Origin of the sequence: Zhihengliuella sp. ISTPL4, assembly GCF_002848265.1 — a bacterium.
Lineage (GTDB): Bacteria > Actinomycetota > Actinomycetes > Actinomycetales > Microbacteriaceae > Microbacterium.
This window is the reverse complement of sequence record NZ_CP025422.1, coordinates 401,393-425,923: the sequence shown is the minus strand read 5'-3', so window position 1 is coordinate 425,923 and position 24,531 is coordinate 401,393. Positions and strand designations below refer to the sequence as shown.

General features: G+C 68.2%; 25 protein-coding genes. 6 read left to right on the top strand and 19 right to left on the bottom strand.

What is annotated here, in order from left to right:
- Positions 1 to 29 precede the first annotated feature (29 nt).
- From CYL12_RS02040 to CYL12_RS02020, 5 genes are all read left to right on the top strand, one after another.
- Positions 30 to 1,106, top strand: coding sequence for a cytochrome bc1 complex Rieske iron-sulfur subunit (locus CYL12_RS02040; RefSeq protein WP_101845078.1), 1,077 nt, complete (start codon positions 30 to 32; stop codon positions 1,104 to 1,106).
- Entirely contained in the window at positions 1,103 to 2,917 is a 1,815-nt protein-coding gene (locus CYL12_RS02035; RefSeq protein ID WP_101845076.1) for a cytochrome bc1 complex cytochrome b subunit, read from the top strand. Before CYL12_RS02040 ends, CYL12_RS02035 begins: the two co-directional genes overlap by 4 nt.
- A gap of 78 nt (positions 2,918 to 2,995) precedes the next feature.
- The gene (locus tag CYL12_RS02030) at positions 2,996 to 3,409 is read left to right on the top strand and encodes a RidA family protein (protein WP_101845074.1); all 414 of its coding nucleotides are present in this window, start codon (positions 2,996 to 2,998) and stop codon (positions 3,407 to 3,409) included.
- Complete coding sequence (locus tag CYL12_RS02025) at positions 3,406 to 3,930, top strand: GNAT family N-acetyltransferase (protein ID WP_101845072.1); 525 nt, start codon at positions 3,406 to 3,408, stop codon at positions 3,928 to 3,930. Before CYL12_RS02030 ends, CYL12_RS02025 begins: the two co-directional genes overlap by 4 nt.
- A gap of 80 nt (positions 3,931 to 4,010) precedes the next feature.
- Entirely contained in the window at positions 4,011 to 4,430 is a 420-nt protein-coding gene (locus CYL12_RS02020) for a rhodanese-like domain-containing protein (RefSeq protein ID WP_101845070.1), read from the top strand.
- Between the two features lie 63 nt (positions 4,431 to 4,493).
- On the opposite strand, the gene CYL12_RS02015 is transcribed toward CYL12_RS02020, so the two are convergent.
- The 5 genes from CYL12_RS02015 to CYL12_RS01995 form a co-directional block, all read right to left on the bottom strand.
- On the bottom strand, positions 4,494 to 4,928 hold the full coding sequence (locus CYL12_RS02015) for a cytochrome c oxidase subunit 4 (RefSeq protein ID WP_025105064.1): 435 nt from the start codon (positions 4,926 to 4,928) through the stop codon (positions 4,494 to 4,496).
- A gap of 3 nt (positions 4,929 to 4,931) precedes the next feature.
- Complete coding sequence (gene ctaD / locus CYL12_RS02010) at positions 4,932 to 6,665, bottom strand: aa3-type cytochrome oxidase subunit I (RefSeq protein ID WP_199399171.1); 1,734 nt, start codon at positions 6,663 to 6,665, stop codon at positions 4,932 to 4,934.
- A 3-nt stretch (positions 6,666 to 6,668) separates the two neighbouring features.
- Entirely contained in the window at positions 6,669 to 7,565 is an 897-nt protein-coding gene (gene coxB, locus CYL12_RS02005) for an aa3-type cytochrome oxidase subunit II (RefSeq protein WP_101845067.1), read from the bottom strand.
- 138 nt (positions 7,566 to 7,703) lie between these two features.
- The gene (gene erpA, locus CYL12_RS02000; protein WP_101845065.1) at positions 7,704 to 8,066 is read right to left on the bottom strand and encodes an iron-sulfur cluster insertion protein ErpA; all 363 of its coding nucleotides are present in this window, start codon (positions 8,064 to 8,066) and stop codon (positions 7,704 to 7,706) included.
- Between the two features lie 66 nt (positions 8,067 to 8,132).
- Positions 8,133 to 9,536, bottom strand: a complete 1,404-nt coding sequence (locus CYL12_RS01995; RefSeq protein ID WP_101845063.1) for a dipeptidase — start codon at positions 9,534 to 9,536, stop codon at positions 8,133 to 8,135.
- Positions 9,537 to 9,581: 45 nt separating this feature from the next.
- On the opposite strand from CYL12_RS01995, the gene CYL12_RS01990 reads away from it, so the two are divergent.
- Positions 9,582 to 10,154 (top strand): DUF3043 domain-containing protein, encoded by a 573-nt coding sequence (locus CYL12_RS01990; protein ID WP_060921218.1) that lies wholly within the window; start codon positions 9,582 to 9,584, stop codon positions 10,152 to 10,154.
- Here CYL12_RS01990 and CYL12_RS01985 read toward each other — a convergent pair.
- The 14 genes from CYL12_RS01985 to CYL12_RS01920 all read right to left on the bottom strand — a co-directional run bounded on the left by CYL12_RS01985 (position 10,129) and on the right by CYL12_RS01920 (position 24,530).
- Complete coding sequence (locus tag CYL12_RS01985; RefSeq protein WP_101845061.1) at positions 10,129 to 11,166, bottom strand: quinone-dependent dihydroorotate dehydrogenase; 1,038 nt, start codon at positions 11,164 to 11,166, stop codon at positions 10,129 to 10,131. The genes CYL12_RS01990 and CYL12_RS01985 overlap by 26 nt on opposite strands.
- A 10-nt stretch (positions 11,167 to 11,176) precedes the next feature.
- Entirely contained in the window at positions 11,177 to 11,647 is a 471-nt protein-coding gene (gene nrdR, locus CYL12_RS01980; protein WP_101845059.1) for a transcriptional regulator NrdR, read from the bottom strand.
- 10 nt (positions 11,648 to 11,657) lie between these two features.
- Complete coding sequence (hisD, locus tag CYL12_RS01975) at positions 11,658 to 12,962, bottom strand: histidinol dehydrogenase (RefSeq protein WP_101845057.1); 1,305 nt, start codon at positions 12,960 to 12,962, stop codon at positions 11,658 to 11,660.
- A 1-nt stretch (position 12,963) separates the two neighbouring features.
- Complete coding sequence (locus CYL12_RS01970; protein WP_101845054.1) at positions 12,964 to 14,217, bottom strand: hypothetical protein; 1,254 nt, start codon at positions 14,215 to 14,217, stop codon at positions 12,964 to 12,966.
- Positions 14,218 to 14,284: 67 nt separating this feature from the next.
- Positions 14,285 to 17,803, bottom strand: coding sequence for a DNA polymerase III subunit alpha (dnaE, locus tag CYL12_RS01965; RefSeq protein WP_101845051.1), 3,519 nt, complete (start codon positions 17,801 to 17,803; stop codon positions 14,285 to 14,287).
- 44 nt (positions 17,804 to 17,847) lie between these two features.
- Positions 17,848 to 18,423, bottom strand: coding sequence for a GNAT family N-acetyltransferase (locus CYL12_RS01960; protein WP_101845049.1), 576 nt, complete (start codon positions 18,421 to 18,423; stop codon positions 17,848 to 17,850).
- A gap of 57 nt (positions 18,424 to 18,480) precedes the next feature.
- On the bottom strand, positions 18,481 to 19,401 hold the full coding sequence (locus CYL12_RS01955; RefSeq protein ID WP_101845047.1) for an RluA family pseudouridine synthase: 921 nt from the start codon (positions 19,399 to 19,401) through the stop codon (positions 18,481 to 18,483).
- A gap of 2 nt (positions 19,402 to 19,403) precedes the next feature.
- Positions 19,404 to 19,976, bottom strand: coding sequence for a signal peptidase II (gene lspA / locus CYL12_RS01950; RefSeq protein ID WP_233486812.1), 573 nt, complete (start codon positions 19,974 to 19,976; stop codon positions 19,404 to 19,406).
- Positions 19,977 to 19,985: 9 nt separating this feature from the next.
- A complete protein-coding gene (locus tag CYL12_RS01945; RefSeq protein WP_101845045.1) occupies positions 19,986 to 20,579 on the bottom strand; it encodes a DivIVA domain-containing protein in 594 nt (197 codons plus the stop codon).
- 181 nt (positions 20,580 to 20,760) lie between these two features.
- Complete coding sequence (locus CYL12_RS01940) at positions 20,761 to 21,057, bottom strand: YggT family protein (protein ID WP_101845043.1); 297 nt, start codon at positions 21,055 to 21,057, stop codon at positions 20,761 to 20,763.
- 3 nt (positions 21,058 to 21,060) lie between these two features.
- Positions 21,061 to 21,540: a cell division protein SepF gene (gene sepF, locus CYL12_RS01935; protein WP_101845041.1), complete on the bottom strand. Its 480-nt coding sequence runs from the start codon at positions 21,538 to 21,540 to the stop codon at positions 21,061 to 21,063.
- 43 nt (positions 21,541 to 21,583) lie between these two features.
- Positions 21,584 to 22,291: a YggS family pyridoxal phosphate-dependent enzyme gene (locus CYL12_RS01930; RefSeq protein WP_101845039.1), complete on the bottom strand. Its 708-nt coding sequence runs from the start codon at positions 22,289 to 22,291 to the stop codon at positions 21,584 to 21,586.
- Complete coding sequence (gene ftsZ, locus CYL12_RS01925; protein WP_101845037.1) at positions 22,288 to 23,442, bottom strand: cell division protein FtsZ; 1,155 nt, start codon at positions 23,440 to 23,442, stop codon at positions 22,288 to 22,290. Before ftsZ ends, CYL12_RS01930 begins: the two co-directional genes overlap by 4 nt.
- Positions 23,443 to 23,606: 164 nt before the next feature.
- A complete protein-coding gene (locus tag CYL12_RS01920; RefSeq protein ID WP_233486811.1) occupies positions 23,607 to 24,530 on the bottom strand; it encodes an FtsQ-type POTRA domain-containing protein in 924 nt (307 codons plus the stop codon).
- Position 24,531 lies beyond the last annotated feature (1 nt).

Below are 24,531 nucleotides of genomic sequence, written 5' to 3'. Positions count from 1 at the left end.
TCATCGAAGAGGAACGTACGAGGAGCACCATGGCACACGACGACGACTCGCAGGCTCTTGACAGGGCCTACCAGCCCTCTCCGGGGCTGGGTGTCGCAGTCAGCGATCCCGTGCAGAACCCCGGGCTGCCGCCGCACCGCGAGCGGATGACCGACAAGGACCCGCGCGCCGAGAAGACCGCGGTCCGCACCGTCTACACGCTGTTCTACCTGTCGCTCGCCGGCAGCATCTGGGCGGTCGCCGCCTACATGCTGTTCCCGATCGAGAGCGGCGCGCTCATCGACATCCGTCAGAACAACCTCTTCATCGGTCTGGGCATCGCTCTCGCGTTGCTCGCCCTGGGCATCGGCGCCATCCACTGGTCGAAGGCGCTCATGTCCGACAAGGAGCACGTCGAGCTGCGCCACCCCACCCGCGGCAAGGATTCCACGCGTGAGGCCGCCATCAAGGCGTTCGCCGACGCCAACGAGGAGTCGGGCTTCGGTCGCCGCACCATGATCCGCAACTCGCTGTTCGCAGCGATCGTGGCGTCGATCATCCCCGGTGTGACGCTGTTCCGTGGCCTCGCTCCGCACTCGACGCCGGACGACCCCACCAAGGGCGACCCGGTCGCGCTGCTGAAGCACACGATGTGGGATGAGGGCATGCGCCTCGTGCGTGACCCCGACGGCACGCCCATCCGCGCCGCCGATGTCACGCTCGGCTCCGCGTTCCATGTGATCCCGGAGGACCTCGCGGAGCTCGGGCACGACGAGGGCTACCTCGAGGAGAAGGCCAAGGCCATCGTTCTGATGATGCGTCTCCGTCCCGAGCAGCTCATCGAGGCCGAGGACCGCAAGGACTGGTCCTATGACGGCATCGTCGCCTACTCGAAGGTCTGCACCCACGTCGGCTGCCCCGTGGCGCTGTACGAGCAGCAGACCCACCACCTGCTGTGCCCGTGCCACCAGTCGCAGTTCGACGTCACGGACCACGCGAAGGTCATCTTCGGCCCGGCCGCCCGGCCGCTGCCCCAGCTGCCCATCACCGTGGACGACGAGGGCTACCTCATCGCACGCAGCGACTTCACCGAACCCGTCGGCCCGAGCTTCTGGGAGCGCCATTGAGCACCGCAACGCTGTCCAAGGACGAGAAGGACACCAAGGCGCCTCTCGGCGGCCGCTTCGTCGGCGCCGCGTCGAACTACATCGATGAGCGCACGAGCCTCTCGGGCTTCGTCAAGGAGCTCGGTCGCAAGATCTTCCCCGACCACTGGTCGTTCATGCTGGGTGAGATCGCGCTCTGGAGCTTTGTCGTCGTGTTCCTCTCCGGAACCTTCCTGACGTTCTTCTTCCAGGCGTCGATGGTGGAGACCCACTACACCGGCGCCTACGCCCCCATGCGCGGTATCGCGATGTCCTCGGCTCTCGAGTCGACGCTGCACATCTCGTTCGACCTCCGCGGTGGCCTCCTGGTCCGCCAGATCCACCACTGGGCCGCGCTCGTCTTCATCGCCGGCATCGGCGTGCACATGCTGCGCGTGTTCTTCACGGGCGCGTTCCGCAAGCCGCGCGAGCTCAACTGGGTGATCGGCTTCGTGCTGTTCATCCTCGCGATGGCCGAGGGCTTCACCGGCTACTCCCTCCCCGACGACCTGCTCTCGGGTAACGGCCTCCGCATCATCGACGGCATGATCAAGGGTCTCCCGCTGATCGGCACCTGGACCTCGTTCCTCCTCTTCGGCGGCGAGTTCCCCGGGACCGACATCGTCGGACGCCTGTACACGCTGCACATCCTGCTGCTGCCGATGCTGGTGATCGCCTTCATCGCCGTGCACCTGATGCTCATGATCATCAACAAGCACACGCAGTTCGCCGGCCCCGGCCGCACGAACGACAACGTCGTGGGCTACCCGATGATGCCGGTCTACATGTCCAAGATGGGCGGCTACCTGTTCATCGTCTTCGGCACCATCGTGCTGATCGCGACGTTCTTCCAGATCAACCCGATCTGGAACTACGGACCGTACGACCCCTCCCCCGTCTCGGCCGGTACGCAGCCCGACTGGTACATCGGCTTCGCTGACGGCGCGCTCCGTCTGGCGCCGTCGAACTGGGACATCGTCTTCCTCGACCACACCTGGTCGTTCGGCATCCTCGCCCCGGTCGCCGTGCTCGGCCTGTTCATCGTCATCGTCGCGATCTACCCCTTCATCGAGGCGTGGGTCACCGGCGACAAGCGTGAGCACCACATCGCCCAGCGTCCGCGCAACGCGGCCACCCGCACCGCGATCGGCGTCGCCGGCGTCATCTTCTACGCGGTCCTCTGGGCGGCGGCTTCCTCCGACCTCATCGCGACGCACTTCATGCTCACGATGGAGGGCGTGATCCACACGCTGCAGGCGCTGCTGTTCCTCGGCCCGATCATCGGTTACTTCGTCACGAAGCGCATCTGCATCGCGCTGCAGAAGAAGGACCGCGAGATCGTCCTGCACGGCTTCGAGTCGGGCCGCATCGTCCGTCTCCCCGGCGGCGAGTTCATCGAGGTGCACCAGCCGGTCGACAAGTACGACCGCTGGAAGCTCATCGACGTCGACGGCTACGAGCCGCTGGTCGTCCGTCCGAACGCCAAGGGCCGTATCCCGTGGACGGAGAACCTCCGCTCGGCGATGTCGCGCTGGTTCTTCGAGGACCGTCTCGCCCCGCTCACGCAGGCCGAGATCGACGCCGCGGATGCGCACCAGCACCACGTCACTGCGGGGAACGAGGAGGCGGAGGCCGCCGAGATCCAGGGCGCTCACGAGCGTGCCGGGTTCCCGGACGCGCCGCTCACGGTCGACGAGACGCACGTCGACGAAACGCCGAACACGCCCAGCACGGTGATCTCGACCGAGCCCGTCAAGAAGCCTCGGAAGAAGAAGTCGGAGGACGACGAGTAGTCGTCACTCCCCTTCGATGAAGGCCCCGTCCGTTCGGACGGGGCCTTCATCGTTCTCCCCTGATGAGAGGATCGTCTCATGTCATCGGTCGTGCGCCTGATCCGTGCTCCCCTCCTCGCCGACACCCCGTACGCGTACGCCGCCACCGCCCCCGCTGACGCGCGTCTGGTCTTCCTCGCCGGAGCCTGCCCGTTGGAGGACGATGGGACGACCACCGCCCCCGGTGACTACGCCGCTCAGGCGGCACGGTGTGTCGAGACGCTGCAGGGCGCGCTCACGGCTGCCGGCGCCACTCTGACGGATGTCATCAGCACGCGGGTCCTGGTGGCCTCCCCCGCGCAGCGGGACCTCGTCACGGCCTGGGACGTCGTCCACGCCGCGTTCGGGCCTCACGACGTCCCCAGCACCCTCCTCGGCGTGACTGCCCTCGGCTACGACGACCAGCTCGTCGAGATCGAGGCGGTCGCCGCTCTGCCCGCGGACCATGCATGACCACCCGCATCCGACACGCGACGGATCAGGACCATGCCGTCCTGGAGGAGATCGAGCGCGCCGCTGACAGCCTTCTGACCGATCGCTTCGGTGCCGAGGACTGGCCCCCGCCGTCGACAGCCGACGACCGCCGGCGCGCCGAGGGATTCGTCCTGGTGGCCACCTGCTCCCCTACGACGGAGGCAGCCGGTGGACTCGAGGTGCCGGTCGGGTTCGTGCAGGTGCTGGAGGGACCCGGGTACGCCCATCTGGAGCAGTTGTCCGTCCACCCCGCCTCCAGTCGCCGCGGTATCGGTCGCGCCCTCGTCATGGCGGCCCAGGAAGAGTCCCGCCGTCGGGGCCGCACACAGCTCACGCTGCGCACCTACGCGGACGTCCCCTGGAACGCCCCTTTCTACTCCCGCTGCGGCTTCACGGAGTCCACGCCGGACACCGACTTCCTCCGTGAGCTCGTCGCCGTCGAAGAGCGCCTGGGCCTGACCCGGTACGGACGGCGGATCCAGATGACCGCGGCGCTCTGACCGGCCACGACGGCAGGATTCGCGCGACGCACGACGGTATCCCTCGGTCGTCGGCGCCCGCGCATCCCTAGTCTGGGCTCATGATCGATCGCCTCGACTACTTCACCGCCCGCCTCGCCTTCGAGACCGACCCCAGCGACGTGCACGCCGACCGTGCCGCCGGCCGCGCACTGGTCGTGGTCGACGTCCGCTCGAGCGAGGCATTCGCCCAAGGGCGCGTGTCCGGCGCGCTCCACATGCCTCACAGCGAGATCGCGCACCGTGCCCCGGAGGAGATCCCGGCGGATGCCGAGGTCGTCGTCTACTGCTGGAGCCCGGGATGCAACGGCGGTGTCCGCGGCGCGCTCGAGTTCGCTCGTCTCGGCTATCGCGTGCGCGAGATGATCGGCGGCTTCGAGTACTGGGCCCGCGAGGGATACCCCGTCGAAGACGCCGAGGGTGTGCACCACCGTCCCGTCGACCCGCTGACCGGAATCCCCCGCATCCGCACCCGCGTGTGAGCGGATCGCAGGAACGACGAAGGCCCCCGGAGTGATCCGGGGGCCTTCGGGGTGTGAGGAGACTCAGCGGGCGAAGTTGCCGCGGTAGTACTCGTAGACCCAGCCGACGATCGCAACCACGAAGATCGCGAGTCCGATCGGAAGGAGGAAGTGACCGACCGCCAGGCCGACGACGAACACGCCGGCCGAAGCCGCGAGGACCAGCGGCCACCAGGACCACGGGCTGAACTCGCCGAGCTCGGGGTCGCCGTCGTCGATGTCCGACGTGAGGATGTCCTCGGGCAGCTCACCGTTCTGCGCCTTGTGCGTCCGGTCGAGGTAGAACGCGACCATGGCGCCCATGAAGGCCGAGAAGAACAGGGCGACCGTGCCGACCCACTCGATCTGGTTCACGAGCGGAAGGCCGGGGTGGGCGAGGATGTTCCAGCCCGTGTAGACCACGCCGACGAGGGCGAAGAACGCGGTCAGGACCCACCAGATGATGACGTTGTCGCGCATGACTCAGTGGCCCTCTCGCTCGCCGGGTGCGGTGGTCGCGAACTCGGCGGCCTCCGGGTGGTTCAGGTCGAATGCCGGACGCTCGCTACGGATGCGCGGGATCGACGTGAAGTTGTGACGCGGCGGCGGGCACGAGGTCGCCCACTCGAGCGATGCACCGTAGCCCCACGGGTCGTTCACCATGACCTTCGGAGCCTTGCGCGCCGTGATCCAGACGTTCAGGAAGAACGGCAGCATCGACGCGCCGAGGATGATCGCGCCGATCGTCGAGACCTGGTTCTGCCAGGTCCAGCCGTCGGCGGCCGAGTAGTCCGCGTAGCGACGGACCATACCGTCCACACCGAGCCAGTGCTGGATGAGGAAGGTCATGTGGAAGCCGACGAAGAGCATCCAGAAGTGCACGTAACCGAGACGCTCGTTGAGCATGCGCCCCGTCCACTTCGGCCACCAGAAGTAGAAGCCGGCGAACATCGCGAACACGACGGTACCGAACACCACGTAGTGGAAGTGCGCCACGACGAAGTACGAGTCGCTGAGGTGGAAGTCCAGCGGCGGCGCCGCGAGGATGACACCGGTCAGACCGCCGAAGACGAACGAGACGAGGAAGCCGAGGGCGAACACCATCGGCGTCTCGAAGGTGACGGAGCCTCGCCAGAGCGTACCGATCCAGTTGAAGATCTTCACACCCGTCGGCACCGCGATGAGCATCGTCATCAGGGCGAAGAAGGGCAGGAGCACCGAGCCCGTGACATACATGTGGTGCGCCCACACGGCGACGGAGAGGGCCGCGATCGCGATCGTCGCGTAGACCAGGGTCTTGTACCCGAAGATCGGCTTGCGGCTGAACACCGGGAAGATCTCCGACACGATGCCGAAGAACGGCAGCGCGATGATGTAGACCTCGGGGTGACCGAAGAACCAGAACAGGTGCTGCCAGAGCAGGACACCGCCGTTCTGCGGGTCGTAGATGTGCGCGCCGAGCACGCGGTCGGCAGCGGCGGCGAAGATCGCCGCGGCGAGGACCGGGAAGGCCATCAGGATCAGCAGGCTGGTGATGAGCGTGTTCCAGCTGAAGATCGGCATGCGCCACATCGTCATGCCGGGAGCGCGCATGGTGATGATCGTCGTGATGAAGTTCACGGCACCGAGGATCGTTCCGAAGCCCGAGATGCCCAGACCGAGCATCCACAGGTTTCCACCCGCCCCTGGCGAGAACGATGCGTTGGCCAACGGCTGATAGGCGAACCAGCCGAACGAGGCCGCACCCTGCGGGGTGAGGAAGCCGGCGACCGCGATGGTCGAACCGAACAGGAACAGCCAGAAGGCGAAGGCGTTCAGACGCGGGAAGGCGACGTCAGGGGCGCCCAGCTGCAGCGGCAGGATCGCGTTCGCGAAGCCCGCGAACAGCGGCGTCGCGAACATCAGCAGCATGATCGTGCCGTGCATCGTGAACAGCTGGTTGTACTGCTCCTTCGTCGGCACGATCTGCATGCCCGGCGCGAACAGCTCGGCACGGATGACGAGCGCCATCACACCGCCGAGAAGGAAGAACATCACCGAGGCGATGAGGTACATGTACCCGATCGTCTTGTGATCCGTGGAGGTGATCCACTTGACGACGATGTTGCCCTTCTGCTCCACACGCGACGAGCTCATCAGAGCGGCCTGGCGGGCGGGCAGGGTGGTGGGACGGGAGCGGGGAGCCTCGTCGGTGCGAGGAGCTTCAGTGGTCGACATGGCTTACTCCTCTCCTTCCTCGGTTTCGGTCTTCCCGGATGTGCCGGGGAGGTTCGAGAGACGGTCGTACGCGTCGGTGATGTCGCCCGTGTTGCCCTCTTCCTCGAGGGTCTGGAGGTAGGCGTCGTACTCGTCCTGCGAGACGACCTTCACGTTGAAGAGCATCATCGAGTGGTACTCGCCGCAGAGCTCCGCACACTTGCCGGCGTACTCGCCCTCACGGGTGGGGATGAAGGACCAGGAGTTGTCCTTCCCGATGAACATGTCCTTCTTGTAGAGGAAGTCGATGATCCAGAAGGAGTGGATGACATCGCGCGACTGCAGGTTGATCGTGACCTTCTTGTCGACCGGCAGCACCAGGGTCGGGAGCTCTGCCTGATCGATGTTGCCCTCGGCGTCGGGCTGAGCCTGGATGCCCATCGTCCAGACGGTGTCCTCTTCGGTCTCACCGTCGTACTGGAAGTCCCACGCCCACTGCTTGGCGATCGCGGTGATCTCGACGTCCGGGTCGTCCCACTTCGTCTCGATCTCGGTCTGGTCGCGAGCCGTGAAGAAGAACATGCCGAGCACCAGGATGAGCGGGATGATCGTGTAGAAGATCTCGATCGGCATGTTGTAGCGCATCTGCACCGGGAGGCCGGTCTGGCCCTTGCGACGGCGGTACGCGATCGCGGCCCAGGCCATGAGGCTCCAGGTGATGACGCCGACCGCGAGGAGCACGATCCAGGAGTTCACCCAGAGGGACGACACGCGCTCCGTCTGGTTGGTTGCTGCCGGACCACCATCCACGAAGCCCGGAAGAAAGCCGTTGAGCTCGGTGGGAGTACATCCCGCCAGAGCCACAGCTGCCGCAACTCCCACAGGGAGTGCGGCCCAACGAAGGCGGCGTTTCGAGGGCACGATGCACCTTTCAGATCGCGGACAAGGCATGTTCAAGTCTAGAGCAACCTCACACCTGATTCATGCCAACCATGCAGGTTGAGAAGCGGAAACGGCCGCCGTCACAGGGTGACGGCGGCCGTTCGCGGGAAGAACGTCTCAGTGGAAGCTGTCGCCGCAGGCGCAGCTGCCCGCTGCGTTCGGGTTGTCGATCGTGAAGCCCTGCTCCGAGATCGTGTCCTTGAAGTCGATCGACGCGCCGTCGAGGTAAGGAACGCTCATGTTGTCGACGATCACCTCGACGCCGTCGAAGTCGACGGTCTCGTCGCCCTCGAGGAAGCGCTCATCGAAGTAGAGCTGGTAGATCAGGCCCGAGCAGCCACCGGGCTGCACGGCGACGCGCAGTCGCAGGTCGTCGCGGCCCTCCTGCTCCAGGAGGTTCTTCACCTTCGTGGCGGCGGCGTCCGTCAGCTTGACGCCGTGTGCGCGGGTGGTCTCTGCGGACAGGATGGTGTCGCTCATGTCGCTCCTCATGACGGGCCGGGTACGGGCTCTTCCACGATTCTACCGCCGGTGGGGACGGAAGGCTCAGATCTCCCGCGCGTTCATGCGTGCGAGCAGCAAGGCCTCCGTCGCCACGGCGTGCCGGAAGGTGTCCAGATGAAGCGACTCGTTCGGGCTGTGTGCGCGGGAGTGCGGGTCTTCCACACCCGTCACGAGGATCTGCGCCTCCGGGAACTCCCGAACGAGGTCGGCGATGAACGGGATCGATCCGCCGACGCCCAGGTCGACCGGGGCCACCCCGTAGCCGTCGCGCATGGCATCCCTGGTGAGCTCGACGGCCCAGCCGCTCGTGTCGACGAGGAAGGGATTGCCGAGATCGACGTCGGAGAAGCTCAGCTCCGCACCGAACGGCGCGTGCGCGCGGAGGTGACGCTCCAACGCGTCGTAGGCGTCCTGCCCCGACTGCCCCGGGGCGACACGGGCGCTGATCACAACGGTCACCTCCGGGAGAAGGGTGTTCGAGGCCGCGGCCACGCTCGTCGCGTCGATGCCGATCACCGTGACGGAGGGCTTGTTCCAGATGCGGCTGAGGATCGTGCCGTCGCCGATGGGCGTCGTCCCCGGGAGGAGACCGGCTTCGTCGCGCAGCGTCTCCTCCGTGTATACGGGCGTCTCGGCCTCCCGAACGGTCATGCCGTCCACGGCGACGGAACCGTCCTCGTTCCACAGCGTGGCGAGGAGCCGGACGGTGGCCATCATCGCGTCGGGCACCGCCCCGCCGAACATGCCGGAGTGTGAGGCGTGGTCCAGCGTACGAACTCTCATGGTGAAACGCGCGTTGCCCCGGAGGGAGACGGTGAGGCCGGGAGTGACGGAGTCCCAGTTGCCGGAGTCCGCGACGACGATCGCATCGGCGCGGAGGGCGTCCTTGTTGTCGGAGAGGAACTGCGCGAAGGACCGCGAACCGTACTCCTCCTCCCCCTCGATGAACATCGCGATGCCGAGGTCGAGGTCGTCGCCGAGCACTTCGGCCACCGCGCGGACCGCGCCGATGTGCGCCATGATGCCGGCCTTGTCGTCCGCGGCTCCCCGCCCGTAGAGGCGACCGTCGCGGACGGTCGGTTCGAACGGCGGGGTCTCCCAGAGGGCATCGTCCCCCGGGGGCTGCACGTCGTGGTGCGCGTAGAGAAGGATCGTCGGCTTGCCGTTGCGCGCCGCGCGGGTCGCCAGGACGGCGGGCTGCCCCTGCTCGTCGGTGCCGGGGATGTCCGCGCGGAGGACCTGCACATCATCGAAGACGCCGGTGCCGCGCGCCAGGGTGGCGACGGCGTCGGCGCTGCGCTCCAGCTGTGTCTGGTCGAAGGCCGGCCAGGCCATGCCGGGGATGCGGACGAGGTGCCCCAGGTCCGACAGCGCCGAGGGGATTCCCGTGGCGACGGCTTCGAGGACGGCGGCGTCGGACTCGCTGAGAAGTGCAGGTGAGGTCATGCGAGTAATCTTAAGGCGACCCACCCCAGCGAACCGAGGAACCTCGTGGCCACTACCCCCGCCTCCCCTTCGACGAACGACGACGCCCCCCAGACGCCTGCCGTCGGCAAGGGACGCGCCACGCCGACCCGCGCCGAGCAGGAGGCCGCCCGCCGCCGCCCCCTCGTGGCGAACACGAAGGAGGCCAAGGCCGCGGCTCGCGCCGAGCTCAACGAGCGCCGCGCGAAGGCGCAGGCCGGCATGGCCGCCGGCGAGGAGAAGTATCTCCCCGCGCGGGACAAGGGCCCGCAGCGTCGCTGGGTGCGCGACTACGTCGACGCCGGCTGGCACCCCGCGGAGTTCGTCATGGGCGTCATGGTCCTCGTCATCCTGGCCTCGCTGCTGCCGACGAACATGATGATCTCGTTCTACGCGTACCTCTTCATGATGGCGTACCTTGTCATCGCGATCGGCGGCATGATCCTCCTGGGCATGCGCGTCAAGCGCAAGGCGGCCGCGAAGTTCGGCAAGGACCGCGTCGAGAAGGGCCTCGGCTGGTACGCGGGTATGCGCGCCCTGCAGATGCGCTTCATGCGGCTGCCGAAGCCGCAGGTCAAGCGCGGGCAGTACCCGGACTGACCAGTCCCCGGTTGATCTCGCGGCCCCAGAAGGGACCGCGGTAGAGGAACGCGGTGTACCCCTGCACCAGCGTCGCCCCGGCATCCAGCCGCTCCTGCACGTCGGCGGCGGTCTCGACGCCCCCGACAGCGATCACGCAGAAGTCCTCGGGGACCGCGGCGCGGACGACCCGAAGGACCTCGAGCGACCGCTGCTTGAGCGGAGCACCGGAGAGTCCCCCCGCACCCGCTGCCTCGACGACCGCCGCATCGGTGCGAAGACCGTCGCGGCTGATCGTCGTGTTGTGGGCGATGATGCCTGCCAAGTCCTCTTCGACGGCGAGTCGAGCGATGCCCGTGATCTCCTGGTCCGACAGGTCAGGGGCGATCTTGACGAGCAGCGGGGTGGAACCGGCCGCGTCGCGGACGGCGCGGAGCAGCGGCGCCAGGGTCTCCACTGCCTGCAGCCCGCGCAGCCCCGGGGTGTTCGGCGACGAGACGTTCACGGCCAGGTAGTCCGCCAGCGGCGCCAGTCGGGTGGCTGACGCGACGTAGTCCGCGACGGCGTCCTCGACGTCGACCACGCGGCTCTTGCCGATGTTGACGCCGATGACGGTGTCGGGCGCGCCACGACGAAGCCGAGCGAGACGGCGGGCGGCGGCATTCGCGCCGCGGTTGTTGAACCCCATCCGGTTGATGACCGCGCGATCCTCGATCAGACGGAACAGGCGCGGCTTCGGATTGCCCTCCTGCGGGACCGCCGTGATCGTGCCGACCTCGACGTGTCCGAAGCCGAGCGCGGCAATCCCCCGGACGCCGACGGCGTTCTTGTCGAATCCGGCGGCGATGCCGAACGGCGACGGGAAGGTGAGTCCCAGCGCCTCGACCTGCAGCGAGGGATCCGGACGGGTCATCGCGCGTGTGGCCCACGAGAACGGCGGTGCACCGAGCACGCGGATCACCGCCATACCGGCGTGGTGGGCGAACTCGGGATCGAAGCGCGAGAGGACGGCGCGGAAGAGCAGCGGATACATCCCTGCCAGATTACCGGTCCGCCGTCTCGGCCTTCGCGTGGTCGGCACGGAGGTCGCTGATGGCGGCCTCGAAGTCTTCGAGGGAGTCGAAGGCCTGGTAGACGCTCGCGAAGCGCAGGAAGGCGACCTCGTCCAGCTCGCGCAGCGGTCCGAGGATGGCAAGGCCGATCTCGTTCGTGTCGAGCTGGGAGACGCCGGTCTGCCGGACCGCCTCCTCCACGCGCTGCGCGAGGATCGCGAGGTCCGCCTCGGTGACGGGCCGCCCCTGGCAGGCCTTCCGGACGCCGGAGATGACCTTCTCCCTGCTGAACGGCTCCATGACGCCCGACCGCTTGATGACGTTGAGGCTCGCGGTCTCGGTCGTGGAGAACCGTCCCCCGCATTCCGGACACTGACGACGGCGACGGATCGACAGCCCGTCGTCGCTGGTACGCGAGTCGATGACCCGGGAATCGGGGTGACGGCAGAAGGGGCAGTGCATCTGACAGATCCTACGCGGTGAAACGGGCCTCGATCGCCTCGCCGTGCGCGGGCAGCACTTCGGTGTCGGCCAGGGCGACGACGCCCTCACGGACCACAGCCAGGGCCGCACGATCGTAGGACACGACCTGCTGCGGGCGTAGGAACGTGTACGCCCCGAGACCGGGGGCGTACCGTGCCTGGCCACCTGTCGGCAGGACATGGTTGCTGCCTGCCATGTAGTCCCCCAGGCTGACCGGTGTCTGGTCGCCGACGAATACTGCTCCCGCGCTGGTGAAAGCGGCTGCTGCCTCCTCCGCGTCGGCGAGGTGCAGCTCCAGGTGCTCCGGCGCGTACGCGTTGCTGAAGGCGACCGCCATCGCGCGATCGTCCACGAGGACGATCGCCGACTGCGGCCCGGACAGCGCCGCGGCGACCCGCTCGCTGTGTCGCGTACGGGCGGCCTGACGCTCGACCTCGGCCCGCACCTGCTCCGCGATGTCCGCAGCGTCCGTCACGAGCACGGCCGAAGCCTGCTCGTCGTGCTCGGCCTGGCTCACGAGGTCGGCGGCGATGAGCCGCGGGTCGGATGCGGCGTCCGCGACGACGAGGATCTCCGTCGCGCCCGCCTCCGAGTCGGTGCCGACGACACCGGCGACGGCGCGCTTCGCCGAGGCGACGTAGTTGTTGCCCGGCCCCGACACGACGTCGACCGGGTCGAGCCCGAGGCTTTCGACCCCGTGCGCGAGCGCGCCGATGGCTCCGGCCCCGCCCATGGCGTAGACCTCGGAGACGCCGAGCAGCGCCGCGGCGGCCAGAATCGTCGGGTGCACCCGACCGTCCAGATCCGCCTGCGGCGGCGAGGCGAGCGCGATCTGCTGCACGCCGGCGACCTGCGCGGGGACGACGTTCATGACGACGCTGGACGGGTAGACGGCCTTGCCCCCGGGGATGTACACCCCGACGCGCGCCACCGGCTGCCACCGCTGGGTGATGGTCGCGCCGTCACCGATCCGCGTCACCTGCGGAGCCGGCACCTGCGCGGCCGAGGCCAGGCGCACGCGCCGGATCGCCTCCTCCAGGGCGGTGCGCACGTTCGGCGCGAGCGCTTGGAGGGCCTCGGTGAGGTGCTCCTCCGGCACCCGCACGGCGTGGCCGGCGACGCGGTCGAAGCGCTCCGCCTGCTCGCGCAACGCCTCCTCTCCGCGGTCGCGCACGTCGTCGACGAGGCGAGCCGCGGTGTCGAGGGCTTCGGCACGCGCCTGCGTCGCGCGGGGCACGGCGGCCAGCATGTCAGCGGGCGAGAGCTCGCGCTTCCGCAGATCGATCGTTCGCATGTCAGCCCTTCGTGATGCCGGCGATGTCGTGGAGGTAACCGATGCGTCCGTCGTCATGACGGACGACGAAGGCACCGCCCCGGTCCTCGATCACCAGAGCCCAGGCGGTCGGGCCGACGCGGAAGATCGGCTCTCCCCGCTCGTCGTGCACATCGCGCTCCGTCGGCGCAAGGATCCAGAAAGGCTGCGCCACGGGTGCGCTGTCCCGAGGCGCCGGAGCTTCGGCATCGCGGTCATCGGAGAACACGGGGTGGACGGCGGTCGCAGCCTCCGGCGCCGGCTCCTGGGCGGCGGCGAGTTCCTCTTCGGTGAGCGCCTTGGCGCCGAGCAGCGACTCGATGCTGCCGGTGTCAGAGACGATCTCCGGCTGCTCCCCGCGGGAACGGCGAGAGTAGGACGGCGCGTACTCCGGCTCCGAAGCGACCGGAACGGTTCCGGTGCCGCCCCCCGAGGCGTGCGCGGTCAGGGGGACGCGATCCGCGTCGTTCGCGACGGCTTCGCGGTCGCCCGTGTCGGTGTCGGTGTACGCACCGGGGACGACGACGCGGTCGTCGGTCGGTGCGGCGCTCGGCTCGCCGCCGGAGTCCGCGATGACGACGGTCTCACCCTCGGCGGGGGCGGCAGAGGCCTCGGAGGACTCCGCGGGCGTCGAGACCACCGTCGACGCGTTCGACGACGTCTCGGGCCGCGGGCGCGCGATGACCGGACGCACAGGGTTCGCGTTGCGGTGCGCGAGGGTCACGAGCCGGCCCTGGAAGTCCTCCTTGAGCCCCGGGATGAGGGGCGCGAAGACCGTGAGGACGACGAGGGCGGTGGAGGTGATGACCTGCACGACCGCGGTCCAGGGCAGACCCCAGTTGCCCGTCGAGATGACCGCCGAGAGGGCGAGCCAGAGGTTGCCGGCCCACACGCACGCCGACACCGAGAACGCCACGGAGGCGAACTGGTCGATACCCAGCGACCCGACGCGGCGGATGCCGTCCGGCGAGAACCGCCGGAGGACGAGGAGGAAGACGGCGACGGTCGGCACGCCGATCGGCAGGATCCACTGGATGCCGATACCCCACAGCGAGATCCCTCCGCTGAGGGGGAAGAAGGAGACGAGGAAGGAGAGCGCCCAGACGCCCACGATCAGCAGTTCACGCAGCGTGAAACCGAGGATGCCGTACTCCGGGGTGACCTCGTCGTCGTAGAGGACGCCGTCCTCATCGCTGAACACCGCCTCGGCGTCCGGCTCGGGAAGATCCGTGCTCATAGTCGTCCTTTCCTCATCGGTGCACCTCGACTTCCCGGTGCTCTCGACGGCTCCCGATCCTACCCGCTCACCCCAGACAGGTTGGTCCGAGCAGAGACTTGAGGTCACCGAAGAGGTCGGCCGAGACTTTCACCGGCATGGGCACTTCGAACACTTTCGCCGTTCCGCCGCGGTGCACGCGGAGCAGCACCTCGGTATCGCCGCTGTGACGGCGGAGCACCTCGGCGAGTTCCGTCATCACGCGTTCCGTGGCGCGCTGCTCGGCGAGCACCAGCGACAGCGGACCCGCGGCATCGAAGGACCCGACGTCGGGCGCGAACGCCGACTGCGCATGCAGGTTGAGGCCGTCGTCACGACGGGACACGCGACCACGCACCGCGAGGATGGCGTCCTGCTGCAGGGTGTGCTGGAACTCGAGGTAGGTCTTCCCCATGAACATCACGGTGACCTCGCCGTTGAAATCCTCCACGGTGATCATGCCGTAGGGGTTTCCGCTCGCCTTCGCCACACGATGCTGCACGCTCGTGACGAGTCCGGCCACGGTGACCTGATCACCGTCCTGCAGATCCTCGGAGTTGTTGAGGTCGTGGATGGAGATCGAGGCGTGCTTCGCGAGCGGCACCTCGAGACCCGCGAGCGGGTGGTCGGAGACGTACAGGCCGAGCATCTCGCGCTCGAAGGCGAGCTTGTCCTTCTTGATCCACTCCGGGCGCGGTGGCACCTTCGCGGGTGCCGCCTCCTCCATGCCGTCGTAGAGACTGTCGAAATCGAAGCCGATGGCGCCCTGAGCCTCGTTCCGCTTGCGGTCGACCGCTGCTTCCACGGCATCCTCGTGGACCTCGAGGAGCGCCCGTCGGGTGTCCCCCATCGAGTCGAAAGCGCCGGCCTTGATGAGCGATTCGACCGTGCGCTTGTTGGCGACGTGCAGCGGCACCTTGTCGAGGAAGTGGTGGAAGGACGTGAATCGCTCGTCCTTGCGGGACTGCACGATGCCCTCGACGACGTTGGTGCCGACGTTGCGGACCGCGCCGAGACCGAAGCGGATGTCGTCGCCGACGGCCGCGAAGAAGTTGATCGACTCGGAGACGTCCGGCGGGAGCACCTTGATGCCCATCCGGCGGCACTCGTTGAGGTAGAGCGCCATCTTGTCCTTCGAGTCGCCGACGCTCGTGAGGAGGGCCGCCATGTACTCGGCCGGGTAGTGCGCCTTGAGGTAGGCGGTCCAGTACGACACGAGGCCGTACGCCGCGGAGTGCGCTTTGTTGAAGGCGTAGTCGGAGAACGGCAGGAGGATGTCCCAGAGCGCCTTGACCGCGCCTTCGCCGAAGCCGCGCTCGGTCATCCCCGCCGCGAAGCCGGCGTACTGCTTGTCCAGCTCCGACTTCTTCTTCTTGCCCATCGCGCGGCGCAGGATGTCGGCCTGGCCGAGGCTGAAGCCGGCGACCTTCTGCGCGATGGCCATGACCTGCTCCTGGTAGATGATGAGTCCGTAGGACTCCTCCAGGATCTCCGCGAGCGGTTCCGCCAGCTCGGGGTGGATCGGCGTGATCTCCTGTTGGCCGTTCTTGCGGAGCGCGTAGTTGGTGTGGGAGTTCGCTCCCATCGGTCCCGGCCGGTACAGCGCGATGAGGGCCGAGATGTCGCCGAAGTTGTCGGGTTTCATGAGCCGCATGAGCGAGCGCAGCGGCGGACTGTCGAGCTGGAAGACGCCGAGGGTGTCGCCGCGGGCGAGCAGTTCGTACACGGCGGGGTCGTCGAGGCCGAGGTGCTCGAGATCGAGCTCCTCACCCCGGTTCATCCGGATGTTGTCGAGCGCGTCCGAGATGATCGTGAGGTTCCGGAGGCCCAGGAAGTCCATCTTGATCAGGCCCAGGGACTCGCACGACGGGTAGTCGAACTGCGTGACGATCTGGCCGTCCTGCTCGCGGCGCATGATCGGGATGATGTCGAGCAGGGGCTCGGACGACATGATGACGCCCGCGGCGTGCACGCCCCACTGCCGCTTCAGGCCTTCCAGTCCGAGCGCGCGGTCGAAGACGGTCTTCGCCTCCGGGTCGGTCTCGATGAGGGCACGGAACTCGCTGGCCTCCTTGTAGCGCGGGTGCGCCGAGTCGAACATGCCGTCGAGGGGCATGTCCTTGCCCATCACCGCCGGCGGCATCGCTTTGGTGAGCCGCTCCCCCATGCTGAAGGGGAAGCCGAGGACGCGGCCGGCGTCCTTGAGTGCCTGCTTGGACTTGATGGTGCCGTACGTCACGATCTGCGCGACGCGCTCGGAGCCGTACTTCCGGGTCACGTACTCGATGACCTCGCCGCGGCGACGGTCGTCGAAGTCGACGTCGAAGTCGGGCATCGACACGCGGTCCGGGTTGAGGAAGCGCTCGAAGATCAGACCGTGCTCGAGCGGGTCGAGGTCGGTGATCTTCATCGCGTAGGCGACCATCGAGCCCGCACCGGACCCACGGCCGGGACCGACGCGGATCCCGTTGTCCTTCGCCCAGTTGATGAAGTCGGCGACGACGAGGAAGTAGCCGGGGAAGCCCATCTGCAGGATGATCCCGGTCTCGTACTCGGCCTGCTTGCGCACCTTGTCCGGGATGCCGTTCGGGTACCGGTAGTGGAGGCCCTTCTCGACCTCCTTGATGAGCCAGCTGTCCTCGGTCTCGCCGTCCGGGACCGGGAACCGGGGCATGTAGTTCGCCGAGGTGTTGAACTCGACCTCGCAGCGTTCGGCGATCAGGAGCGTGTTGTCGCAGGCCTCCGGGTGGTCCCGGAAGAGCTGCCGCATCTCGGCCGCGGTCTTGATGTAATAGCCGTCGCCGTCGAACTTGAAGCGGTTCGGGTCGTCCAGCGTGGAGCCGGACTGCACGCACAGCAGGGCCGCGTGGGCATCGGCCTCGTGCTGGTGGGTGTAGTGCGAGTCGTTGGTGGCCACCAGCGGGATCCCGAGGTCTTTCGCGAGACGCAGCAGGTCGGTCATGACCCGGCGCTCGATGGAGAGACCATGGTCCATGATCTCGGCGAAGTAGTTCTCCTTGCCGAAGATGTCCTGGAACTCCGCCGCCGCGGCCCGGGCGGCGTCGTACTGACCGAGCCGGAGTCGGGTCTGCACCTCCCCCGACGGGCACCCGGTCGTGGCGATGAGACCCTTGCCGTACGTCTGGAGCAGTTCGCGGTCCATGCGCGGCTTGAAGTAGTAGCCCTCCATGCTCGACAGCGAGCTCAGCCGGAAGAGGTTGTGCATGCCTTCCGTGCTCTGGCTCCACATCGTCATGTGGGTGTAGGCGCCGGAACCCGAGACGTCGTCACTGCGCTGATCCGCGGAGCCCCACTGCACCCGGGTCTTGTCGCTGCGGTGCGTGCCGGGGGTGACGTAGGCCTCGAGTCCCACGATCGGCTTGATGCCGGTGTTGCGTGCAGCGTTGTAGAACTCGAACGCCGCGAAGGTGTTCCCGTGGTCCGTCACCGCGATGGCCGGCATGCCGTAATCGGCCGCAGCCTGGGTCATCGCGTTGATCTTCGCAGCCCCGTCGAGCATCGAGTACTCGCTGTGCACGTGCAGGTGGACGAAGGAGTCGGATGCCATGCTTCGAGTCTACGTTCGGCCGTCGACATCGGCCGGCCTCACGCTCACTGGCGCAGATCGAGACGCATGAGCACCCGGGGGAAGCCGTCGAGGACGGAACCCGTGTCCGCGGCCTTGGCGAATCCCGCACTCTCGAAGAGCCGCCGCGTGCCGACGTAGGCCATCGTCAGATTCACCTTCGCCCCCGCGTTGTCGACCGGATAGCCTTCGATCGCCGGGGCGCCGCGTTCCCTGGCGTAGGCGACAGCGCCTTCGATGAGCGCGTGCGACACACCCTGCTTGCGGTGCCCCGGGCGGACCCGGAAGCACCACAGCGACCACACGTCGACGTCGTCGATGTGGGGGATGAGGCGGTTGCGCGCGAAGCTCGTATCCCGTCGAGGATGCAGCGCCGCCCAGCCGACCGGCTCGTCGTCGAGGTACGCGAGCACGCCGGGAGGGGGGTCCTGATGGCAGAGCTCACGCACCCGCTCGGCCCGCGCGGGGCCGCGGAGGGAGACGTTCTCCTTGTTGCCGATCCGGTAGCTCAGGCAGAAACAGACGTTCGACGTCGGCTTCTTCGGTCCCACGACCGCCGCGACGTCCTCGAAGACCGTCGCCGGGCGTACCACGATGCTCATGCGGTCAGTGTGGCGGAGACCACGGACACCGGCGTAGCGACGCCCCGCCGGGTGCGGCTATTCGCCGCGCAGCACGTCCAGCGCGTGCTGGAAGTCCTCCGGATAGGGCGAGGTGAACTGCACCCACTCCCCCGTCGTCGGATGCGCGAAGGCCAGCTGATGCGCGTGCAGCCACTGCCGCGTGAGTCCGAGGCGGGCCGACAGCGTCGGGTCCGCGCCGTACAGCGGATCGCCGACGCACGGGTGCCGGTGCGCCGCCATGTGCACCCGGATCTGATGGGTGCGGCCCGTCTCCAGGTGGATCTCGAGCAGGGACGCACCGGGAAACGCCTCGAGCGTCTCGTAGTGCGTCACGGAAGGCTTGCCGTCCGGGACGACAGCGAACTTCCACGAGTGGTTCGGGTGCCGACCGATCGGAGCGTCGATCGTGCCCACGAGCGGGTCCGGATGACCCTGTACCACCGCGTGATAGATCTTCTCGACCGTGCGCTCCTTGAACGCGCGCTTGAGCGCGGTGTAAGCGGCCTCGCTCTTGGCGACGACCATGAGACCGCTCGTGCCCACGTCCAGCCGGTGCACGACGCCCTGACGCTCCGGCGCACCGCTCGTCGCCACCCGGAAGCCGGCAGCCGCAAGAGCACCGACTACCGTCGGGCCCTCCCATCCGAGCGAGGGATGGGCGGCGACTCCGGTCGGCTTGTCCACGACGACGATGTCATCGTCGTCGTAGACGATGCCGAGTTCCGGCACCGCGATCGGCACGATCTTCGGGCCCTCCTTCGGCTCCCACTCGACGTCGAGCCAGGCACCACCGCGCAGGCGGTCGGACTTGTCGAGGGTCACGCCGTCGAGACGCACGCCACCGGAGCCCGCCACCTCCGCCGCGAAGGTGCGGGAGAACCCGAGCAGCTTGGCGAGGGCGGCGTCGACGCGCGTGCCGTCGAGCCCGTCCGGAACGGGCAGCGACCGGGACTCCACGGTCAGCGCCCCTCGGACGCAGCAGCCGCCTCGGCGTCCTCGTCCGTCTCCACCGGCGCGTGGTCCCGCTCGCGGGTGCCGTCGAACCGGAGCCCGAACACGACGAGCAGAGCGACCGAGATCATCCCCGTGACGATGAAGATGTCGGCGACGTTGAAGATCGCCGGCATCATCCACGGCATCGAGATCATGTCCACCACTTCGCCGACCGGGAAGCCGGGAGCCCGGAAGAGACGGTCCGTCAGATTACCCAGGACACCCCCGAGGAGGCACCCGAGGACCACGGCCCAGAGGCGCGAGCGCAGCCCGAAGGCCTTCCAGACGATGATGCCCGCCACCACGGCGAGGGCGATGGTGAAGATCCAGGTCACGCCGGAGCCCAGCGAGAACGCCGCACCGGGATTGCGCACGTAGTAGAGCTGGAGGAACTCGCCGAGAACCGGGACCGCCTCGTGCAGCGGCAGGTTCTCGATGGTGAGGTACTTCACAAACTGATCGGCGGCCAGCACGACCGCTGCGAGAACCGCAACGATCGCACCGGCCGCCGACCGACGAAGGGGACGACGTCCTGACAAGAGGGCGCCTTACAGGCCGATCGCGGAGACCGGCGTGGAGTCCGTGGAGCCCGACTTCTCGTCGAGCTCGCGGAGCTGACCCTCGATGTAGCCGCGGAGCTGCGAGCGGTAGTCGCGCTCGAAGTTGCGCAGCTCGGTGATGCGGGCCTCCAGCGTGTTGCGCTCGCGCTCGAGACGTGCGGTCTCCTCGCGCTGCTTCGCCTCGGCCTCCGTGCGGATGCGGGCGACCTCGGCCTCGGCCTCGGAGATGAGCTGGTCGCGCTTGGCCTCACCCTCGGCCACGTGCTCGTCGTGCAGACGCTGCGCGAGCTCGATGATGCCGGCGGTGGCGGTCGCGGAGCCGGTCGGGGCAGGCTCGGCGGGAGTCTCGGCCGCGGGGGCCGGGGCGGGAGCGGCGGCGACCGGCTCTGCAGCGGCGGCGGGCGCGGAGCCCGACTCGTACGCGGCGAGCTTCGCCTTCAGCTCGGCGTTCTCCTCGAGGGCCTTGCGCCACTCGATGACGATCTCGTCGAGGAAGTCGTCGACCTCGTCCGGGTCGAAGCCGTCCTTGAAGCGGACGTGCTGGAACTGCTTGGTGACGACGTCATCCGGGGTAAGTGCCATGGGTGGCTCCTCTTTCGATGAGTTCGATTGCCAGTACCGATGTATGGCGTGTTCGTGATGTGGCGCGAACCCGGGGCGCGCACCTGGGTGCCAGCATAGCCCCCGAGCCTTGGGGTCGCGATGCCACGACACCCAGGCTCGGCGAACTCGCCGCGGTCCCCGGCGCGACACGCGGGGATGATCAGATGAACAGGCGCACGATGTTCATGAGGATCAGGACGACCAGGAGGGTCAGCGCGAAGCCGAAGTCCAGGGAGAGCTGACCGATGCGCAACGGAGGGATGATCCGCCGGAAGAACCGGATGGGCGGATCGGTGACGGTGTAGACCGCCTCCGCGGCGACGAGACCGAATCCCTTGGGCCGCCATTCCCGATTGAACATCGGGATGTAGTCCAGGATGAGGCGCGCGAAGAGCACGAGGATGTAGACCAGCAGCACCAGGTGGACGATGCTGGCGAGGACCGAGACCAGCTGCACGGTCTAGGAGTGGTCGAAGCCCGCAGACTCGGCGTCTGCGTGCGCGATGCCCCCGTGACCCGACACCGCGATGTTCTCCGGCGAGAGCAGGAAGACCTTGGAGGTCACCCGCTCGATACGGCCGTACAGGCCGAGGGAGAGACCGCTCGCGAAGTCGATGAGACGGCGCGCGTCGGCGTCGCTCATCTGGGAGAGGTTGATGATGACCGGGACGCCCTCGCGGAAGCTCTCCGCGATGAGCTGGGCGTCGCGGTACTGCTTCGGGTGGACGGTGAGGATCTCGTTCACGGCTCCTGCTGCAGGCTGGCGGACGGCGACGGGACGACGGAGCGGCGTGACGGGAGCCGGTGCCGGCTCTTCGCGGTCACGCTCACGCTCACGCTCGCGCTGGGCGCGGGCGGGCGCCGGCGTCTCCTCTTCGTAGACCTCTTCCTCGTCGGCGAGGCCGAGATACACCATGGTCTTCTTCAGCGGGTTACCCATCGTGTCCTCCGGTTCGAACGTTTCGGGCTGGTCTTGTCACAGGCTAACCCCGGGCGGGGCGCGGTCCCGTGATTGCGGAACCGATCCGCAGGTGTGTCGCGCCGGCGGCGACCGCCTCGGCGAAGTCGCCGGTCATGCCGGCCGAGATCCAGGTGGCGTCCGGCGCCACCGTCTGCACGTCGTCGGCGATCCGACGCAGACGCGCGAAGGCGGCGGCAGGGTCCTCGTCGAGCGGCGCGACGGCCATGACCCCGCGGAGCCGGAGCGACGGCAGCGCGAGCACGTGCTCGGCCAACGCCACCGCCGAGGTGGGCGCGACGCCGCCCCGCCCCTCGTCCTCGGTCAGGTTGACCTGCACGAGCACGTCGAGCACATCGTCGGCCTCGGCAGCCCGATGCAGGGCATCCGCGAACCGGTCGCGGTCGACGGAGTGCACGACGTCGGCACCCCGCCGGATCGCCGACGCCTTGTTCGTCTGGCCCTGTCCGATGAAGTGCCACTCGAGGTCGAGCGCGGAGAGCTCCGCCGTCTTGGCGGTGAGCTCCTGCTGCCGGTTCTCCCCCACCGCGCGGACACCGAGGTCGTGCAGGTCGCGCACCAGGGAGGCCGGGTGGAACTTGGTGACGACGATCCGGGTGATCTCCGCGGGAGAGCGCCCGGCGGCACGCGCGGCGTCGGCGATCTTCTCGTCGATCGCCGACAGCCGCGCGGCCAGATCCGATGGCGCCGAAGCGCCGACCGGTGTCGTCACTTCAGGAATTCGGGGATGTCGATGTCGTCGTCGGCGAAAGCCGGCTCGATGCTCGTCGCCGGGGTGCGCGGTACCGTGGGCGCCGGGGCGGGCTCGGGCGCGCTCTTCTCGGCCGCAGGCTCGGAGGCCTCCGACAGCGCCACCTCGGGAAGGGAGGCGGTCGAGGGACGCGAGACGACCATCGGGTCCAGTCGCAGCGAGGGCTCGCCGCCGTCGAAGCCTGCGGCGATCACGGTCACGCGCACCTCGTCGCCGAGCGTGTCGTCGATGACCGTACCGAAGATGATGTTGGCCTCGGGGTGCGCGGCCTCCTTCACGAGATCCGCGGCGTCGTGGATTTCGAAGATGCCGAGGTTCGAACCACCCTGGATCGACAGCAGCACGCCGTGCGCGCCTTCGATCGAGGCCTCCAGCAGCGGGGATTCGACGGCGAGTTCCGCCGCCTTGATCGCCCGGTCGGCGCCCCGCGCCGATCCGATGCCCATCAGGGCGGAGCCGGCTCCCTGCATGACCGACTTCACATCGGCGAAGTCGAGGTTGATGAGACCCGGGGTCGTGATGAGGTCCGTGATGCCCTGGACACCGGCGAGGAGCACCTGGTCGGCGGTGGCGAACGCCTCGATCATCGAGATGCCGCGGTCGCTGATCTCGAGCAGACGGTCGTTCGGGACGACGATGAGGGTGTCGACCTCTTCCTTCAGCTTCGCGACGCCCGCCTCGGCCTGGCTCTGGCGGCGGCGTCCCTCGAAGGAGAACGGCTTCGTGACCACACCGATGGTCAGGGCGCCGATCGACTTCGCGATGCGGGCGACGACCGGGGCACCACCCGTTCCGGTGCCACCGCCCTCTCCGGCGGTGACGAAGACCATGTCGGCGCCGGTCAGCGCCTGCTCGATCTCCTCCGCGTGGTCCTCCGCGGCGCGACGACCCACCTCGGGGTCCGCACCGGCGCCGAGGCCGCGGGTGAGCTCGCGGCCCACGTCGAGCTTGACGTCGGCGTCGCTCATGAGCAGCGCCTGCGCGTCGGTGTTGACGGCGATGAACTCGACTCCGCGGAGACCGAGCTCGATCATGCGGTTGACGGCGTTGACGCCGCCACCGCCGACGCCGACGACCTTGATCACGGCGAGGTAGTTCTGGTTCTGGCTCATGGCCGGCCTCCGATTAGTAGAGCCTGGAAAGGGATGAACCTTAAACCTCAACTAGAGGTGTAAAGTATTTCCCGGTATTGCGTTCTCTCAGATCGAAGGTAAGCGCCGCCTGCTCGCGCGCGCGCAGCGACATGGGCGTGTCGCGCCATTCCCGTCGAAAGAGATCAGCCGACGACCGCGACGTCGGGTGAGGTGACGTCGATCGACGAGGCATCGGGGTTCTTCACGAGCGCGGCGGAGAGCGCGAGCGCCTTCAACCCTGAGTCCTCCTGACTCCCCCACACGACCGTGAGCCCCGAGTCGAGGGTCAAGGTCACGTCGTCCGCCGTCGAGGCGCGGACCCCGGTGAGCGTGCTGCGGATGTCCGCCGGGAGCGCCCGGACGACGAGCCCCGCGCTGCGGAAGGCCGGCGAGTCCACCCCGTCTTCGACCTCCACGAGTGGCTGCCCCGCCGGGCGCTCTGCGGTCGTGGAGAGAGCGACGCCTGCGGCGTCGACCAGCGTGAACCCGGCGCCGGATTGGATGACACCGATCGGCGTGCGCTCGACGATGCGCACGGTGAGGTCGTGCGGCGGTCGGGCCTCCAGTGCATAGGTCTCGATGAGCGGAAACGTCAGCAATGCCGCTTTGACCTCGCTCGTGTCGACCAAGGCGAGCGGCGTTCCGAGTTGGTCGGCGAGGGCACCCTCGATCACGGCGGGGTCGATCGTCGTCGTGCCGGTGACCGTGATGCGCTCGACGGCGAAGAGCGGGCTGTACGCCGCCGCGACACTGCCGCCGATCAGCAGGACGACGGCCCCGAGGGCACTCAACCAGACGATACGGCGCCGCCGCGACCGTTGGGTGAACCGACGGATCTCCGCACGGAGCGCCTTGCGGCGGGCGCGGGCCGCACGCCAGACGTCCATCGACGAGCTGGGGACATGCTCTCCCTCGGCGTCCTCGTCCGCTCCCGCGGGAGCGGCCGACGACACGACTCCGACCTCCTCTGGCGACGTCGCGCGACGCCGGCGGGCGATCCGCTCGGACGCGGCGTCCGTCTCCCCCGGAGTGTCCGGAGCGCTCGGAAGCGGGGGCGGCCGGCGCACG